The organism is Termitidicoccus mucosus, assembly GCF_038725785.1.
Taxonomy (GTDB): Bacteria; Verrucomicrobiota; Verrucomicrobiia; order Opitutales; family Opitutaceae; genus Termitidicoccus; species Termitidicoccus mucosus.
This window is the reverse complement of sequence record NZ_CP109796.1, coordinates 756888-771419: the sequence shown is the minus strand read 5'-3', so window position 1 is coordinate 771419 and position 14532 is coordinate 756888. Positions and strand designations below refer to the sequence as shown.

The 14532-nt window shown below is 63.9% G+C and carries 14 protein-coding genes; 6 read left to right on the top strand and 8 right to left on the bottom strand.

The features are described 5' to 3' along the window. Window positions 1-163 precede the first annotated feature (163 nt). The 4 genes from dxs to OH491_RS02665 all read right to left on the bottom strand — a co-directional run bounded on the left by dxs (window position 164) and on the right by OH491_RS02665 (window position 3428). Window positions 164-2131: a 1-deoxy-D-xylulose-5-phosphate synthase gene (gene dxs, locus OH491_RS02680; protein WP_068769445.1), complete on the bottom strand. Its 1968-nt coding sequence runs from the start codon at window positions 2129-2131 to the stop codon at window positions 164-166. Between the two features lie 51 nt (window positions 2132-2182). Further along, window positions 2183-2443, bottom strand: a complete 261-nt coding sequence (gene xseB, locus OH491_RS02675) for an exodeoxyribonuclease VII small subunit (protein WP_068769843.1) — start codon at window positions 2441-2443, stop codon at window positions 2183-2185. A gap of 73 nt (window positions 2444-2516) precedes the next feature. Then, window positions 2517-3122, bottom strand: coding sequence for a recombination mediator RecR (gene recR / locus OH491_RS02670; RefSeq protein ID WP_068769446.1), 606 nt, complete (start codon window positions 3120-3122; stop codon window positions 2517-2519). 36 nt (window positions 3123-3158) lie between these two features. Beyond that, window positions 3159-3428 (bottom strand): YbaB/EbfC family nucleoid-associated protein, encoded by a 270-nt coding sequence (locus OH491_RS02665; protein WP_334319163.1) that lies wholly within the window; start codon window positions 3426-3428, stop codon window positions 3159-3161. Window positions 3429-3441: 13 nt separating this feature from the next. Between OH491_RS02665 and OH491_RS02660 the strand changes: the two genes are divergently transcribed. Then, the gene (locus tag OH491_RS02660) at window positions 3442-3657 is read left to right on the top strand and encodes a hypothetical protein (protein ID WP_334319164.1); all 216 of its coding nucleotides are present in this window, start codon (window positions 3442-3444) and stop codon (window positions 3655-3657) included. Between the two features lie 109 nt (window positions 3658-3766). Here OH491_RS02660 and OH491_RS02655 read toward each other — a convergent pair whose 3' ends face one another. Beyond that, window positions 3767-4249 carry a hypothetical protein gene (locus tag OH491_RS02655; RefSeq protein ID WP_068769447.1) on the bottom strand — a complete coding sequence of 161 codons (483 nt, stop codon included), beginning with the start codon at window positions 4247-4249 and terminating at the stop codon, window positions 3767-3769. A gap of 74 nt (window positions 4250-4323) precedes the next feature. Further along, the gene (locus tag OH491_RS02650) at window positions 4324-5421 is read right to left on the bottom strand and encodes a mannose-1-phosphate guanylyltransferase (RefSeq protein WP_068769448.1); all 1098 of its coding nucleotides are present in this window, start codon (window positions 5419-5421) and stop codon (window positions 4324-4326) included. Window positions 5422-5643: 222 nt separating this feature from the next. Here OH491_RS02650 and OH491_RS02645 point away from each other — a divergent pair, with 222 nt between their 5' ends. The 4 genes from OH491_RS02645 (at window position 5644) to OH491_RS02630 (ending at window position 9894) form a co-directional block, all read left to right on the top strand. Then, the gene (locus OH491_RS02645; protein WP_068769449.1) at window positions 5644-5976 is read left to right on the top strand and encodes a rhodanese-like domain-containing protein; all 333 of its coding nucleotides are present in this window, start codon (window positions 5644-5646) and stop codon (window positions 5974-5976) included. A gap of 203 nt (window positions 5977-6179) precedes the next feature. After that, window positions 6180-7688: a circularly permuted type 2 ATP-grasp protein gene (locus OH491_RS02640; protein WP_068769450.1), complete on the top strand. Its 1509-nt coding sequence runs from the start codon at window positions 6180-6182 to the stop codon at window positions 7686-7688. A 160-nt stretch (window positions 7689-7848) separates the two neighbouring features. After that, window positions 7849-8865, top strand: coding sequence for an alpha-E domain-containing protein (locus OH491_RS02635; protein WP_068769451.1), 1017 nt, complete (start codon window positions 7849-7851; stop codon window positions 8863-8865). Between the two features lie 162 nt (window positions 8866-9027). Beyond that, a complete protein-coding gene (locus OH491_RS02630) occupies window positions 9028-9894 on the top strand; it encodes a transglutaminase family protein (protein ID WP_068769452.1) in 867 nt (288 codons plus the stop codon). A gap of 136 nt (window positions 9895-10030) precedes the next feature. Here the strand turns inward: OH491_RS02630 and OH491_RS02625 are convergent, their stop codons facing one another. Beyond that, window positions 10031-11242 (bottom strand): alginate lyase family protein, encoded by a 1212-nt coding sequence (locus OH491_RS02625; RefSeq protein ID WP_084442065.1) that lies wholly within the window; start codon window positions 11240-11242, stop codon window positions 10031-10033. Window positions 11243-11478: 236 nt separating this feature from the next. On the opposite strand from OH491_RS02625, the gene OH491_RS02620 reads away from it, so the two are divergent. Then, window positions 11479-12251, top strand: a protein-coding gene (locus tag OH491_RS02620) for an IS5 family transposase (RefSeq protein ID WP_145928461.1) whose coding sequence is annotated in 2 segments (ribosomal slippage) — window positions 11479-11794 and window positions 11794-12251 — 774 coding nt in all. Because the reading frame shifts where the segments join, the coding sequence is not laid out codon by codon here. 129 nt (window positions 12252-12380) lie between these two features. Here OH491_RS02620 and OH491_RS02615 read toward each other — a convergent pair. Continuing rightward, complete coding sequence (locus OH491_RS02615) at window positions 12381-14516, bottom strand: vWA domain-containing protein (protein WP_084441970.1); 2136 nt, start codon at window positions 14514-14516, stop codon at window positions 12381-12383. Window positions 14517-14532: the final 16 nt, after the last annotated feature.

Sequence of the window (14532 nt, the reverse complement as noted above, 5' to 3'; positions counted from 1 at the left end):
CCGCCGAGCCGCGAGCCGCAACGGCTCGGCGGGACGCCTCGCCCTACCCAAACCGGACCGGCACGGAGGCCGGCCAAAAGGATAAATTTCGTTCGTAATTGGTATTACTCGTTCTCGAAACGTCACGGAAACAGAAGAGAGAACGAGAACGATTGTGATGGATTCACGCTCCGGCCTCGACGCCGATCGGATGCAGGTTGCGCCAGCGGGCGAGGATGCGTTGGTGGATTTCATCCGGCGTGAGGCCGTGCGCGGCACGGAGCGTCTCGACGTCGTTGCCGTGCTCGATGAACTGGTCCGGCCAGCCGATGCGTTCGACCGCGGCCGGGCATTCGGCATCCTGCAACGCCTCCAGCACCGCGCTCCCGAAACCGCCGGCGAGCACGTGGTCCTCCATCGTCACGAGCAGCGGCACCACCGCCGCCTGGCTCAGCAGGAGTTCGCGGTCGAGCGGCTTGACGAAACGGGCGTTGACCACGCCGACGGAGAGTTGCTGCCCGGCCTCCAGGCGCTCGGCGAGGGCGAGCGCCTCGTAAACCATCGGGCCGAGCGCCCAGATGATGATGTTCGAGCCTTGCCGCAAAACCTCCGCCTGCCCGGTCGGCAGCGCGACCGGCTCGGGTTTCACCGCGACGCCGACCGCCGGGCCGCGCGGGTAACGGATGAACGCCGGGCCGCGATGCGCGAGCGCGGTGTGCAGCATGTCGGCGAGTTCGTCCTCGTCCTTCGGCTGCATGACGACGGCATTCGGCACGGACCGCAGGAAGGCGATGTCAAAGAGCCCGTGGTGGGTCGGGCCGTCGTTCGGTGAAAGCCCGGCGCGGTCGAGGCAGAAGGTGACCGGCAGGTTTTGCAGGCACACGTCGTGGATGACCTGGTCGAAACCGCGCTGGAGAAACGTGGAATAAATCGCGACGACCGGGCGGATGTCCCTGGTCGCGAGGCCGGCGGCAAAGAGCACGGCGTGTTCCTCGGCGATGCCGACATCGAAGAACTGGCGCGGCAGCGCCGCGGCCAAGTGCGCGAGGCCGGTGCCCGACGGCATCGCGCCGGTGATGCCGACGACGCGCGGGTCAGCCTTGGCGTGGCGCAGGAGCGCGCGTCCGAAAAACTCCTGCCATGCCGGCGCGGGGGGCGCGAAGCCGGGCGCGGTATGGCGGCTTTCACCGGTGAGCGGGTCATAGGGGCTCGCGCCGTGGAATTTTTCCGGCGACACGATCGCCGCGGGCAGGCCGAGCCCTTTTTTGGTCAGCACGTGGAGCAGAATCGGCGTGTCGCAGTTTTTCGCAAATTCGAGATTTTTGACGAGGTCGTCGAGACTGTGGCCGTTGACGGGGCCGATATAGCGCAGGCCGAATTTTTCAAAAAGGCTCGACTCGACAAAAAAATCCTTGGTCTCGCGCTTCCACTTCATCCACGTGCGGTGCATGTCGTGGCCGCCGGGCAGGCCGGTGAAAAATTTTTCCAGGTCGGCGTGGATCTTGTTGTAAGTGCGATTGGTGCTGAGCCGGTTGAGGTAATGCGAGATCGCGCCGACGTTCTTGGCGATGGACCACTCGTTGTCGTTGAGGATGACGATGAGGCGGCGCGTGGAGGTGACGACATTGTTGAGCGCCTCCATGGTGATCCCGCAGGTGAAGGAGGCGTCGCCGCACACGGCCACGACGTGCTCGTTTGTGGCGCGGAGATCGCGCGCGACGGCGATGCCGAGCGCGGCGCTGAGGGCAGTGCCGGCATGCCCCGCGCCGAAGGCATCGTGCGGCGACTCGGTCCGGTTCATGAAACCGCTCGCGCCGCCGGTCTGGCGGAGTTTTTCAAAAAACGCGCCGCCGCGTCCGGTGAGAAGCTTGTGCGCGTAGCTTTGGTGCGAGACGTCGAAGACAAACTGGTCGGCGGGCGTGTCGAAGACGCGGTGCAGCGCGATGGTGAGCTCGACCACGCCGAGGTTGGGGCCGACATGGCCGCCGTTGCGCGAGGTGACCGCGATGATTTCGTCCCGCAGTTCCTCGGCGAGTTGCGGGAGCTGGGCGGGCGCGAGGTTTTTGACATCGCCCGGGGCGCGAATGGCGTCGAGCAGGCGGACGGGTTTCCCGGATGGCTCGGGATTGGCGTGGGCGTCGGAGGGAATCATCGAGACTGCGGTGGAAAAAAGGACGTTGCGGCGGACCGGAGAGGGCGCGGCTCAATCGTCCTCGCGGGCGGCGGAGGCGGGAAAGGACTCGAAGGCGGCCGCGCCGGATTTCTGTTTTTTAAGGATTTCGATTTTCATCTCGGCCTCCTTCAGGCGGGCCTCGCAGGTCTTGAGCAGGCGGGTGCCCTCCTCGAATTTGACCAGCAGTTCGGACAGCGGTATGTCGCCGGATTCCATCGACTCGACGATGGCTTCAAGTTGCCCGAGTGCCTCTTCAAACGAGGGCGGCTGGTCTGCTTTTTTGGATTTCACGTCCACACGGGCAATGTGTCGGCGCGGAGTCGGTTTTCAACACCGGAAAATTCACCGGGCCGGGGTTTCCTGCTCACTCATAATGCCGGCGGCCGTCGAGCGCGCTCTTGAGCGTGACCGAGTCCGCATACAGCACGCCGCCGCCGCTGGGCAGGCCGAAGCCGATGCGCGTCGTTTTCACCTCCACGCCGTTTGCAGGCGCCGGCAGGTGCTGGGTCAGGTAGTGGCATGTCGCCTCGCCTTCGACATCGTTGGACAGCGCGAGGATCAACTCTCGCACCCCGCCGTCCGCGACGCGGCTGAAGAGCGCCTCGAAATTCAGGTCCTCGGGCCGCACGCCTTGGATCGGTGACAGGCGGCCGTGCAGCACATGATACACGCCGCGATACGCGCCGGAGCGTTCCATTGCGACCAAGTCGGGCACATGCTCGACCACGCACACCACGCCTTGCTCGCGCCGCTCGTCGGCGCAGATCGCGCAAAGACCGTCCTCGGCGAGATTACCGCAGCGCGGGCAGCGGCGCACCGTCGCGGCCGCCGCCTGCAACGCCTCGACGAGCTCCGGCAGCCGGGCGGGTTTTTCCACGAGCAGGTGCAACGCGATGCGCTCGGCCGAACGGAATCCGAGTCCCGGCAACTGCCTAAGCTGCTTTTGCAGTTTTTCAAACGCGGGTGTCATGACATGTTGCGCTGCCTGAAGTCCCCTCCCCTGCCCTCACATCAGTCCGGGCATCTGAAATGCCGAGGTGATCTTTTTCATCTCGGCCTCGTTCTGCTCCTTGGCCTGGGTGGATGCGTCCTGGATGGCGGTGAGCAGCGTGTCCGCCACGAACTTTGCGTCCTCCTTCAGAAACTCCGGATCGAGGCCGAGCGCGAGGAATTTGCCCGCGCCGGTGATTTTGATCTTAATCGCGCCGCCGCCGCTGGTGAATTCGAGTTCCTTGGCCTCGAGTTCGGTTTGGAGCGTCTCGATTTGACGCTGCATTTTCTGGGCTTGCTTGAGGAGTTTTCCGACGCCTGCCATTGTGGTGGGTGTTTGGGATGTTGGGTTGCGGGTGGTGAAAATGAAACCGGAAAGAAGCGCGGATAAAACGGCGCTCTTCAAGCTTCAATTGCGCGGCAGGCAATTGCTCGGAGAGGCGATTCAAAGTGGTGTCATTCCATCTTTCTTCTTTATTCTTTATCTTTCCTCTTTCTCCCCTGCCCGTTCCTGACGAAAGAGAAAGAGAAAGATAAAGAATAAAGAAGAAAGATTCCGGCGATGGCACGACTTTGAATTGCACCCATTGCTCGACAAAGCACCCTCCGCCCCGCCCGGTTTGCTCACGACAGCCGGTCGCTGCCGAAAAGCACGATCACGTTGTCCAGGTCATGCTTCACAAATTCGTCGCGATACCGCGCCGAAAGCGCGTCCACCCGGTCCATCTCATGCGTGAATTTTTCATCGTGGGGCATCCCCTTCGACGGCGGCTCCCTCGACAGTTCGCGCTCCAAATCCCTTTCCGCCAAACGGTCGCACAGCTCATCCCAGAAGCAGTCGTTTTCGAATTTCTCGATCAATTCACCCGCGCGGCCGTTTTCCAGTTCCTCCGATTCCGCCATTGCCCCGCCGGAATCGGGATCGCCGTTGACCAGGTCCGCGCATCCCATGTTCGGGGCGTTGCGCAGGAGCATCTGGTAAACCGCCTCGTAACGCCCGGGGTGCGCGTCGTCGAAATCCTCTTCGCGCGAGGTCGCCACCCACATGCCCATGTAGGCAAGTTCAAGCAGGCGGGCGTATTCCTTCTGGGTGATGGAGATTTTCATGCGGGAATCGTCTGCCCGTCAGGCGGCGAAAAGCAAACGAGATTATGCGGGAGGGCTTCGTCGGGGAATCCTCCCTACAGCCACTTCGCCGCCCCTTTCAGCGTCTCGATGCGCTTCAGGAGCCGCTTGATTTCCTGCGCCTTGGCCTTGGGCGCGACGAGCGTGGCGTCGGGCGTATGCACGACGATGAGGTCGTCCGCGCCGAGCACCGCCGTCAAATGGCCGTCCCCGGAAAACACGATGTTGCCCGCGCCCTGCTCGACCAGCGCGAGCCCGCGCGTGACGTTGCCCGCAGCGTCGGGCCGGTAGTGCCGCGCCACCGCCGGCCAGGCCCCGACATCGTCCCAGTCGAACGACGCGGGCAGCACCACGACGTTGTCGGCGCGTTCGAGCAGCGCGTAGTCCACGGAAATCCGGGTGAGCGCCGGGTAGATCTTTTTCAACACCGGCACGAGGGCGCGGCCCTCCCGCCCCTTCGCCAGCGCCGTGCGCACCGGCGCCATCCCCGCATCCAGTTCGGGCGCATGCGCGGCCAGCGCGGCCTGGACGACCGGCGCGCTCCAGACAAACATGCCGGCGTTCCACACGTAGTCGCCCGACTCCAGGTAACCGCGCGCCACCTCGGGCGCGGGCTTTTCCACGAAACGCTTCACGCGGAACACCGGGCAGCGCTCGAAGTTCTTCCATTTCTCGCCCTGCTGGATATAACCGAAACCCGTCGCGGGCTCGTCCGGCTTTATGCCGATGGTCACCATCACGGGCGCGGCGGACGCCGCCGCAAACGCCGCCCGCAAATCCCGCTGGTAGGCCGTCGCGTCGTGGATGACGTGGTCGGCGGGCAGCACCGCAAACACGCCTTCGGGATCGCGCGCGGCCACGAGGGCCGCTGCAAGCGCGACCGCCGGCGCGGTGTCGCGTCCGACGGGCTCCGCGATGATGTTGGCGGCGGGCAGGCGCGCACACACCTCGCGCACGGCCTTTTCCTGCACCGCGCCGGTGATGACAAAGATGTTTTTCGCGGGCACCACCGGACGCACCCGGTCGAGCGTCTGCGCGAGCATCGGTTTCGCGCCGACGATCGGCAGCAGATGTTTCGGGCGGCGGGCGCGGCTTTGCGGCCAGAAGCGCTCGCCCTTCCCCCCGGCAATGATGACGGCAAAATGTTGCGGCATGTCGGCGGCCAGCTTGGCGGAAATTTTGCCGGCGGCGCAATTTCATTTGCGCCAACCGGGGTTTCCCCGGGTGCAACCCAAAGTGATGCCATCCGCCGAAATCTTTCCTCTTTCTTCTTTATCTTTCCTCTTTCTCAAGTTTCTGACGAAAGAGGAAAGAACACGCCGAAGGTGAGGCGAAAGAATGTGACATCCCCTCCGATTGCCTCACTCTTGTCCGGCATGGATTCATATCCGCTTGAGATTTCCGTGGAAGAAACCGCCCGGCTGCTTCGCGACGAATCCGGTCGCGTGCAACTCATCGACGTGCGCGAACCCGACGAACACGCGCGCTGCCGCATCGCAGGCGCCCGGCACATCCCGATGCGTGACATTCCCGCCGCGCTCGGTTCGCTTCCCCGCGACAAGCACCTGCTCATTCACTGTCACCACGGCAGCCGCAGCCTGCGCGTCACTCAATGGCTGCGCGCGCAAGGCCTCGCCGCCGTCAGCAATGTCGCGGGCGGCATCGACGAATGGGCCGCGAAACTCGATCCGGCCATGCGCCGGTATTGAGCCTCCGTGCTCAAACCGGTCCGGCGCGCCCGGCATCATCCGTTGCATCGCGGGCGGGTGCGCGCATCGGGCGCACTCTGAAGGCAAACCTCTCATGGCGGAAAACCGTCCGCAGCGGCATTTCGGATGAATTTGCGTGCGCAGCCGGCATGAAAACGCGCCTGCGCACGCATCCTGCTATGGAAGTCTGCCATAGACAAGCCATGGCCAGCACCACCGACTCCCCTCCGCCATTCAATCTCTCGACCTCCGGCCCGAGGCCGCCTCTTTTTGACGGTTACGATCCCGATGGCTTCTTCGACGAAATGTTCGAAGCCGACGGCTCCGTGCGCAACCACTACCGTAAACTTCTTCATAATTTCAAAACCCTCTCGCATCCCGACCTCGACACCAAACGCCGCGCCGTGGACGCGCTTTTTCTCCGGCAAGGCGTCACCTTCAATGTTTACGGGGACTCGCAGGGCACGGAGCGCGTTTTTCCCTTTGACCTCATGCCGCGCATCATTCCGCGGCACGAATGGGAGCATCTCGAGGCCGGTCTCATCCAGCGCATCACCGCGCTGAATCTTTTTCTCCACGACATCTACCACGAGCAACGCATCCTCAAGGACGGTGTCGTGCCCCCCTTCTACGTCTTGTCCGCGAAGCACTTTCGCCGGGAATTCGTCAACTTCAACGTTCCCGGCGACATCTACATCCACATCTGCGGCACGGACCTCATCCGCGGCGCCGACGGTACTTACATGGTGCTTGAGGACAACGCCCGATGCCCGTCCGGCGTGAGCTATGTGCTGGAAAACCGCCGCGCCATGAAGCGCACGTTTTCCGACTTGTTCGAGTCGGTCGGCGTGCGTTCCGTCAGCAGTTATCCCGCCGACCTGCTCAACGTGCTCAGGCACATCGCGCCCGCCGGCGTCTCCGATCCGACCGTCGTCATCCTCACGCCCGGCCCTTACAACAGCGCCTACTTCGAGCATGCCAGCCTTGCCCGGCAGATGGGCATCGAGATCGTCGAGGGCCGCGATCTCGTCGTGCGCGACCAGGCGGTCTGCATGCGCACCACCAAGGGACTGCGCCCCGTGCACGTCATCTACCGGCGCATCGACGACGACTTTCTCGACCCTTCCGTCTTCCGCTCCGACTCCGCGCTCGGCGTCGCCGGGCTGGTGCATTCCTACCGCGCCGGCCGGGTCTCGCTCGCCAACTCCATCGGCACGGGCGTCGCCGACGACAAGGTCATGTATTACTTTGTCCCGCGCATCATCAAATACTACCTCGACCAGGACCCGATCATCCCGAACGTCCCGACCTATCTCGCCAGCGAGGACAAGGACCGCGCCTACATCCTCGACCATCTCGGCGAACTCGTCGTGAAATCCGCCAACGAGGCCGGCGGCTACGGCATGCTCATGGGCCCGCAATCCACCGCCGCCGAGCGCGCCTCCTTCCGCGAGCGCATCCTGGCCGACCCGCGCAGCTACATCGCGCAGCCGGTCGTGTCGCTTTCGCGCCACCCCACCTTTGTCGAGGACAATCCGCGCGCGCTCGAAGGCCGCCACATCGACCTGCGCCCGTTCATCCTCTACGGCGAGAAAGTCACCGTGATACCCGGCGGCCTTACGCGCGTCGCCCTTCGCCGCGGCTCGCTGGTCGTGAATTCCTCCCAGGGCGGCGGCAGCAAAGACACCTGGGTTTTGCACAATGGAGACTAACCCCGCCCACCCCTGAACCATCTTTCCTCTTTATTCTTTATCTTTCCTCTTTCTCTCCGAGAGCGTCCCGGATGAAGAGAAAGAGGAAAGATAAAGAATAAAGAGGAAAGAACCAAAACCACCGCACCGTTCACAATCCATCCACCCTTTTCCCCTCTTTATGTTAAGCCGCGTCGCAAACTCCCTCTACTGGATGAGCCGCTACATCGAGCGCGCCGACAACACCGCGCGCCTTGTCGATGTGAGCCTCCAGCTTTCCCTCGATCTCCAGCACTTTGACGAGCACACGCTCGACTCGCACTGGCTGCCGGTCGTCCAGAGCGCCGGCGACGAAACCCTCTTCAGCGCGCTTCACCCGATTCCCACCAGCGACGCCGTCATCGAGTTCCTTGTTTTCCAGACCGAAAACACCAACTCCATCCTCAGCTCCGTGATGCTCGCCCGCGAGAACGCCCGCATGGTGCGCGACCAGATTCCCAACGAATTCTGGGAGGAGCTCAACCGCCTCTACCTGTTTCTCCGCTCCGCGGGTGCGCGCGCCTCCTTCCGTTCCGATCCCACGCAATTCTTCCAGGAAATCAAGGCATCCGCCCTTCACCTCCAGGGCATCACGCACGCCACCGTGGTGCGCAACGAAGGCTGGCGTTTCATCCAGGCCGGCAAATACATCGAGCGCGCCGACAAGACCTCGCGCATTCTCGATGTCCGCCACGCAGCCTTTCCCGCGCGCGGCGCGCCCGGCGCGATCACCCAGGCCGGCGCGCTCGAATGGGCCGCCGTGCTCCGCTCCTGCTCCGCCTGGGATGCCTACCAGGCCCTTCACGGCGCCGAAATCCTGCCCGCGCACGTCGCCGACCTGCTCCTGCTCTCCGAGGATTTTCCACGCTCCGTGCGCTTCAGCGTGCAACAGCTCAACACCGCCCTCCGCCGCATCTCCGGCGTCGGCGACGAAAGCTTTTCCAACGACGCCGAAAAACTCTCCGGACGCCTCCTCGCCGAACTCTTCTACGGCACGACCGACGAAATCTTCGACCAAGGCCTGCACACCTACATCGACGCCCTCCAAACCAAGCTGAACACCATCGGCGAAGCCCTCTTCCGCACCTACATTCTCCACGCCTTCCAGCAAATCGAGGACGACCAGATCCGCCAGCAGGAAGAGCAGCAGCAACAATGAATACGGATATTATTCTTTCTCTTTATTCTTTATCTTTCCTCTTTCTCTTCATTCGAGGTGCCCACGGAGAGAAAGAGGAAAGATAAAGAATAAAGAGAAAGAACCAAACCACCGCCGGCGCGTCCCTGTTCCGCAATCTGCCTTCCTACTTCCGCATTCCGCATGCACCTCCACGTCCTCCACCGCACGCACCACGCTTACGCCACCCCCGTGCGGGACAGTTTCAACGAGGCCCGCCTCCAGCCGCTCACCGCCGACGGACAAATCTGTCTGGACTATCAGCTCACAACCGATCCGCCCTCGCGCACGACGCACTTCATCGATTTTCACCAGAACCACGTCCACCAGTTCGAGATCACCACGGCGCACACCGCGCTTGCCATCGAAAGCCGCGCCACCGTGTCCACCACCACCCGGCGCCTTGCACCCGCGCAAACGACCACGCCGCTTGCGGACATGGCGGCCTGCGCGCGACTCGCGCAATGCTTCGAGTTTCTTCAGCCCAGCCACTACACCGCGCCCACGCCCGACGCGCATGCCCTTGGCCAGGCCATCACCGCGGACATCGCCGACGCCTGGCACGCCGCGCAGGCCGTCACCGCGCACATCCACCAGAATTTCGCCTACAAACCCGCAGCCACCAACGTCCACACGCACATGCGCGACGTGCTCCGCGACCGCCAGGGCGTCTGCCAGGACTTCGCGCACGTCATGCTCGGCATCTGCCGCTCCCTCGGCATTCCCGCGCGCTACGTCAGCGGCTACCTCTACAACGGCCCCGCCGACACGCTTCGCGGAGCGCAGGCGAGCCATGCCTGGGTCGAGATTTACCTGCCCGATCACGGTTGGCGCGGACTCGATCCGACCAACAACACCCAGCCCGACGACCGCTACATAAAAATCGCCACCGGCCGCGACTACGCCGACGTGTCGCCGATCAAAGGCACCTACCGCGGCACCGGCGATCGCCGCATGACGGTCGAGGTTCTGGTCACCGCGCTCGAGCCCGCCGAGACCAGGGCATTTTAAATTGCCCCGCGGTTTTGCCGAGGTCCCGAAAGAATCGGATTCGGCCCCGTGGAGGGACGGCCTCCGTGCCGTCCATCTGCTCCGAAGCGGACGGCACGGAGGCCGTCCCTCCACGAAGCCAAGCAAAATGCTGGCTTCACTGCCGCACCCAAAGCACCGGCTGCCGGATGGGGAAATTGCGCTGCACTTCCTCGACCTCGGGGTCGGGATCGAGTTTTTTCCAAATCTCAAGCCAGTCCGCCCTGCCCGCGGCCAGCGCGCCGAAAAGCAGCGCGGGCTGACGCACGGGCCAGTCGTCCCAATACATCACATCCGGCTTGAGCGGCCACTTCGATTTGTCCGCGAGACAGGGCGCGAGCCAGGCGATGCCTCGCGCGAGACTGCGCCCGTCGGGCAGTTCCCACGTGATGAGGTTTTCGCCGGGCGCGCCCAGTATCTGCCCGAGCGCGGTCATCACATCGAGGTTGAAGATCGAGTAGCCATAGGGCTTCGTGCGCCTGAGCTCCAACGGGAAACTCCCGTCGGCCGCCATCTGGTCCGGCAGATGGATTTCCTTCAGCCGCCGCCGGCAAAGCGCGAGCGTCCCGGCGTCGCCGGTCAGCGTGGCGAAACACGCGGCTTGCAATGTCCAGCAGGTGCCGTGGTTGTTCTTCGCCTCGCTCTCCTCGATTCCATAGGCATGCGTGCGCATCCAGTGCAGGTAGTCGCGGAACCAGCCCGTGACCGCCGTGTCATCGTTTTTTGAATACGACTGCGCGCCGCGCAGTGTCTCGGCGGCCAGCGCGACTTCGCACAGGTGCAGCGTGTCGATCAGACCGATGGAGCGCCCGGTGGCGCGGCCTTTGATCGCTTGCGAGTAAAGCAGGCTCGGGTTCATGCGCGTCGAGGGCCCGACAAACCACGCGCGGAGATGCCGGGCCGCCGCCGCGGCATAACGCTCGTCGCGCGTCAGCTTGTAGGCGGCGGCGAGCGCGGCCACATCGCGCGAAAACGCGATCAGGAGCCGGCGGTGCGCGACGAAGTTGTCCGGGTTGCTCAATCCGTCGCGCTGGATGTAGGGGCCGTCCGGATTGGCCGGGTCGGGCCACCAATAATCGCCCTCGGATGAAAAGTCATGCACCCCGCCCGCGCTGCGCGGGTTGACGACGCTCGTGATGGTGCGCGGTTTCTTCTTGAGCGCAGTCCCGACGAGCCGGGTGACGCGCGGTGCCTCGTGCGCGGCGAGATCGAAGGCCGGAAGCGCCGGCTGGGCGGCAGGCGCGGCGGCGCCGGTGATGTGAACGCCGAAAACAGCAACCAGAACGCGAAAAGGAAGAGATCGAAACAGGGAAATTCGGGCGGCGGGCATGATGGAGATTTTCATCAGCCATCATGCCGGCAACGGGCGGCGCGGGCAAATCCATCCTGGCTTTTGCCGTTAAGCAAATTGCCGTGGCATGCTTCCGGTGCCGGCAAGGAGGGGCGGCGTCCCGCCGCCCGACACGCGGAACGCGTGCCCGTCGTGCCTCGATCTCGATAAACCACGCGCTAGGGCGTGTTAACATTAATTGCACTTGACGGTGATTTATGCGTATGAGGAGGGGAATGGAACTGACGAAGGAACACCTGGAGAGAATCAAGGACAGCCTGCCGGTGGAGCGGGGCAATGTGAGCATTGATGTGCTGAGCTTTCTAAACGGGGTGCTGTATGTGGCGGAGAACGGGTGCAAATGGAGGAGATTGCCGGAGAGGTTTGGGAACTGGCACACGATCTACACGCGGATGAATCGCTGGAGCAAAAGCGGAGTATGGGACCGGGTGTTCGAGCGGCTGCAGAAGGAAGGGCTGGTGCATCTGGAGCTGAAGGTGGTGTCGCTGGACAGTACCAGCGTGAAGGTCCACCCCGATGGGACCGGGGCGGAGAAAAAAACGGGCCTCAGGCGATCGGCAAATCACGAGGAGGCCGGAACACCAAGATTCATCTGGCTGCCGCGAATGATGTCCATGCCCTCGGCTTCCGCCTCTCGCCCGGGCAGAACGGCGACGGACCCGAGGGACGCGAGCTGATTGGCGAGTTGGGATGCCCGAGGCATGGATGCGCCCTGGCCATGGACATGGCCTACGAAGGCAACGAAACCCGCGGCTTGGCCTGCCTGCTCGGCTTCAAGCCTGTCGTCCCGCCCAACCCGTTGCGTCGAAAACCCTGGAAACTCAACCAGGCACTTTACCGCCAGCGCAACCACGTCGAGCGCCTCTTCCGCCGCATCAAGGGCTTCCGTCGCGTCTTCACCCGCTACGACAAGCTCGATGTCCTCTTCCGCTCTTTCGTCTCCTTCGCTCTCTCTTGGCTACTCCTCAATAGTGCTAACAGGTCCTAACGGGCGAGGCTTTCGCCTCGTCGGGCGGCGGGACGCCGCCCCTCCTTGCGCAAGCGTCTCTCTTATCTAAACGCCATTCAGTGCCCGCTCTTGTGTCGGCCCCCTGCCTGACGGCATTTCAAGGCGCCCTCAATTCACCGCGATTTCCCTCGCCCGGCGGACGAGGCTCAGAAACTCGTGGCGGCGCCCGTCGGCATCGGGACCGAGGCCGCTTTCGGCCCAGTCGAGCAGCTTGTCGTAATCCGCGCCGGCCTTGTCCGGCGAGTCGCGCAGCACCATGCCGAACGCCGCCACGGCCGAGGCGAACTTGAAATCACGGCTCGCCTCGGCAAATCCCCGTGACGAGTTTTCCAGCGTAAACTCCAGCATCTCGCTTTGGTCCGCCGAGGGAGCCTTGAAACGGATTTTCAGCGTCAGCAATTCGCTCGCCAGCTCCAGGTTGGCGAGCTGCGGCGCGGCGATCTGGTATTTCAGCGGCTCGACCGGCGGCACGCCGGGGGCCGCGGCCGCGCCGTCATCCGCGCCAAGGGGCACGACCTCGTAGAGCGCCGTCACGGTGTGTCCCGCGCCGATCTCGCCGGCGTCCACCTTGTCGTTGTTGAAATCCTCGCGGGCGAGCCGGCGGTTTTCGTATCCGATCAACCGATACGACTGCGCCGCCGCCGGGTTGAACTCGACTTGCAGCTTCACGTCTTTCGCGATGGTGACGAGCGTCGCGCCCGCCTGCTCGACGAGCATCCGCCGCGCCTCCATGCGCGAGTCGATGTAGCCGTGCTGGCCGTTGCCCTTGTTAGCCAAAAGTTCGAGTTTCGAGTTCTTGTAATTGCCCATGCCGAAGCCGAGCACGGTGAGAAACACGCCGGAGCGCGCCTTCTCCTCGATGAGCCGGGTGAGGTCGCCGTCGTTGGTGACGCCGACATTGAAGTCGCCGTCGGTGCAGAGGACGACGCGGTTCGCGCCGCCCTCGATGAAGTTGGCCTTGGCGACATCGTAGGCGAGCTGGATGCCCATCGCACCGTTGGTCGAGCCTTCCGCCCGCAGCGCGTCGAGCGCCGCGAGGATGTCGCGCTTTTTCGACGCGGGCGTGGAGGGCAGCGCCAGCCCCGACGAGCCCGCGTAGGTGACGATGGCCACGCGGTCGTCGGGCCGGAGCGTGTCGAGCAGCATGCGCATGGCGTCCTTCACGAGCGGAAGCTTGTTGGGCTCGTCCATCGAGCCGGAGACATCGAGCAGAAAAACGAGGCTCACGGGCGGGCGTGTGGCGGCGTCGAGTTCGCGGCCTTTGATGCCGATGCGCACGAGCCGGTGCGCGGGATTCCATGGCGCGGCGGCGACCTCCATAGAGGCGGCAAACGGCGCTTCGCTGTCGCGCGGCGGCGGCGCGTAGTCGTAGGGGAAATAGTTGACCAGTTCCTCGACATGCACGGCGTCGGGCGGCGGCAGGCGTCCGCCGTCGAGGAAACGCCGGACATTGGTGTAACTGGCCGTGTCCACGTCCGCCGCGAAGGTTGAGACGGGCGCATCGGCCACGCGGGAGAAACGGCTGTCCGGCTGATGGGCGTAGGATTCGGTGTTATGATACCCGGCGAACGATGGCGCGCTTGGAGCTGTCTCTTCCGGCCCTCTGGCCTCGCGTGCCACTCTCCGGGTTTCAGAAGCTATCAAGGCTTCCCCATATACTCTTGCCCTCATCTCGTTTGCCGCGCGCCTCCGCTCGGCCACAGTCGCCTCCAGTTGTGCCCTTCTCTCCAACTCAAATCCGCGTTGCTGCGGCAAAACACGCGCAAAGAAAAACACTGCGAAACATGCCGCCGCCAAGCCGGATACGAGGAAATAAGGAAAACGGCGGCGTCTCCGCCTATACGGATCATCCTCGCGTTCGCGCTGGCGTTCCCGCTCGTGCGCGACCTCGTCCACGTCAGCCGCGCCGCCGTCGAGGACGCCAAGCACGGGCAAGATGTTCGGCACACTTTCGGGGGCGCGGACATTCCTGTCCGCGATGTCGCGAGCGGATTCGCGGGCAGGAATGCCCGCGCTCCCGTTCACGGGCTCGGTGGCAAGGGCGGCGCGCAGGTCGCCGGCCAGCGCGCGGATTTCGGCGAGCGCGGCTTGCGCGGCGGCATCGTCGTGCACCTCGGCTTCGAACGCGGCGCGTTCATCCATGTCCATCTCGCCCAGCGCGTAGGCGGTCAGGCGAGGATCGTCGAGGTGGCCGGTGTGGTTGTCCTGGTTTTCGGAAAAATCGGGTTTGTTTTCGTTGCTCATGTGTTTCGTCTCCTGG

Excerpts from the sequence above, each read along its gene's own strand:
- OH491_RS02630 (WP_068769452.1), top strand. The coding sequence starts at position 9,028 with ATGCACCTCCACGTCCTCCACCGCACGCACCACGCTTACGCCACCCCC.
- OH491_RS02640 (WP_068769450.1), top strand. The coding sequence starts at position 6,180 with ATGGCCAGCACCACCGACTCCCCTCCGCCATTCAATCTCTCGACCTCC.
- OH491_RS02615 (WP_084441970.1), bottom strand. The coding sequence starts at position 14,516 with ATGAGCAACGAAAACAAACCCGATTTTTCCGAAAACCAGGACAACCAC.
- OH491_RS02625 (WP_084442065.1), bottom strand. The coding sequence starts at position 11,242 with ATGCCCGCCGCCCGAATTTCCCTGTTTCGATCTCTTCCTTTTCGCGTT.
- OH491_RS02665 (WP_334319163.1), bottom strand. The coding sequence starts at position 3,428 with ATGCAGCGTCAAATCGAGACGCTCCAAACCGAACTCGAGGCCAAGGAA.
- dxs (WP_068769445.1), bottom strand. The coding sequence starts at position 2,131 with ATGATTCCCTCCGACGCCCACGCCAATCCCGAGCCATCCGGGAAACCC.
- recR (WP_068769446.1), bottom strand. The coding sequence starts at position 3,122 with ATGACACCCGCGTTTGAAAAACTGCAAAAGCAGCTTAGGCAGTTGCCG.
- OH491_RS02650 (WP_068769448.1), bottom strand. The coding sequence starts at position 5,421 with ATGCCGCAACATTTTGCCGTCATCATTGCCGGGGGGAAGGGCGAGCGC.
- OH491_RS02645 (WP_068769449.1), top strand. The coding sequence starts at position 5,644 with ATGGATTCATATCCGCTTGAGATTTCCGTGGAAGAAACCGCCCGGCTG.
- OH491_RS02635 (WP_068769451.1), top strand. The coding sequence starts at position 7,849 with ATGTTAAGCCGCGTCGCAAACTCCCTCTACTGGATGAGCCGCTACATC.
- OH491_RS02655 (WP_068769447.1), bottom strand. The coding sequence starts at position 4,249 with ATGAAAATCTCCATCACCCAGAAGGAATACGCCCGCCTGCTTGAACTT.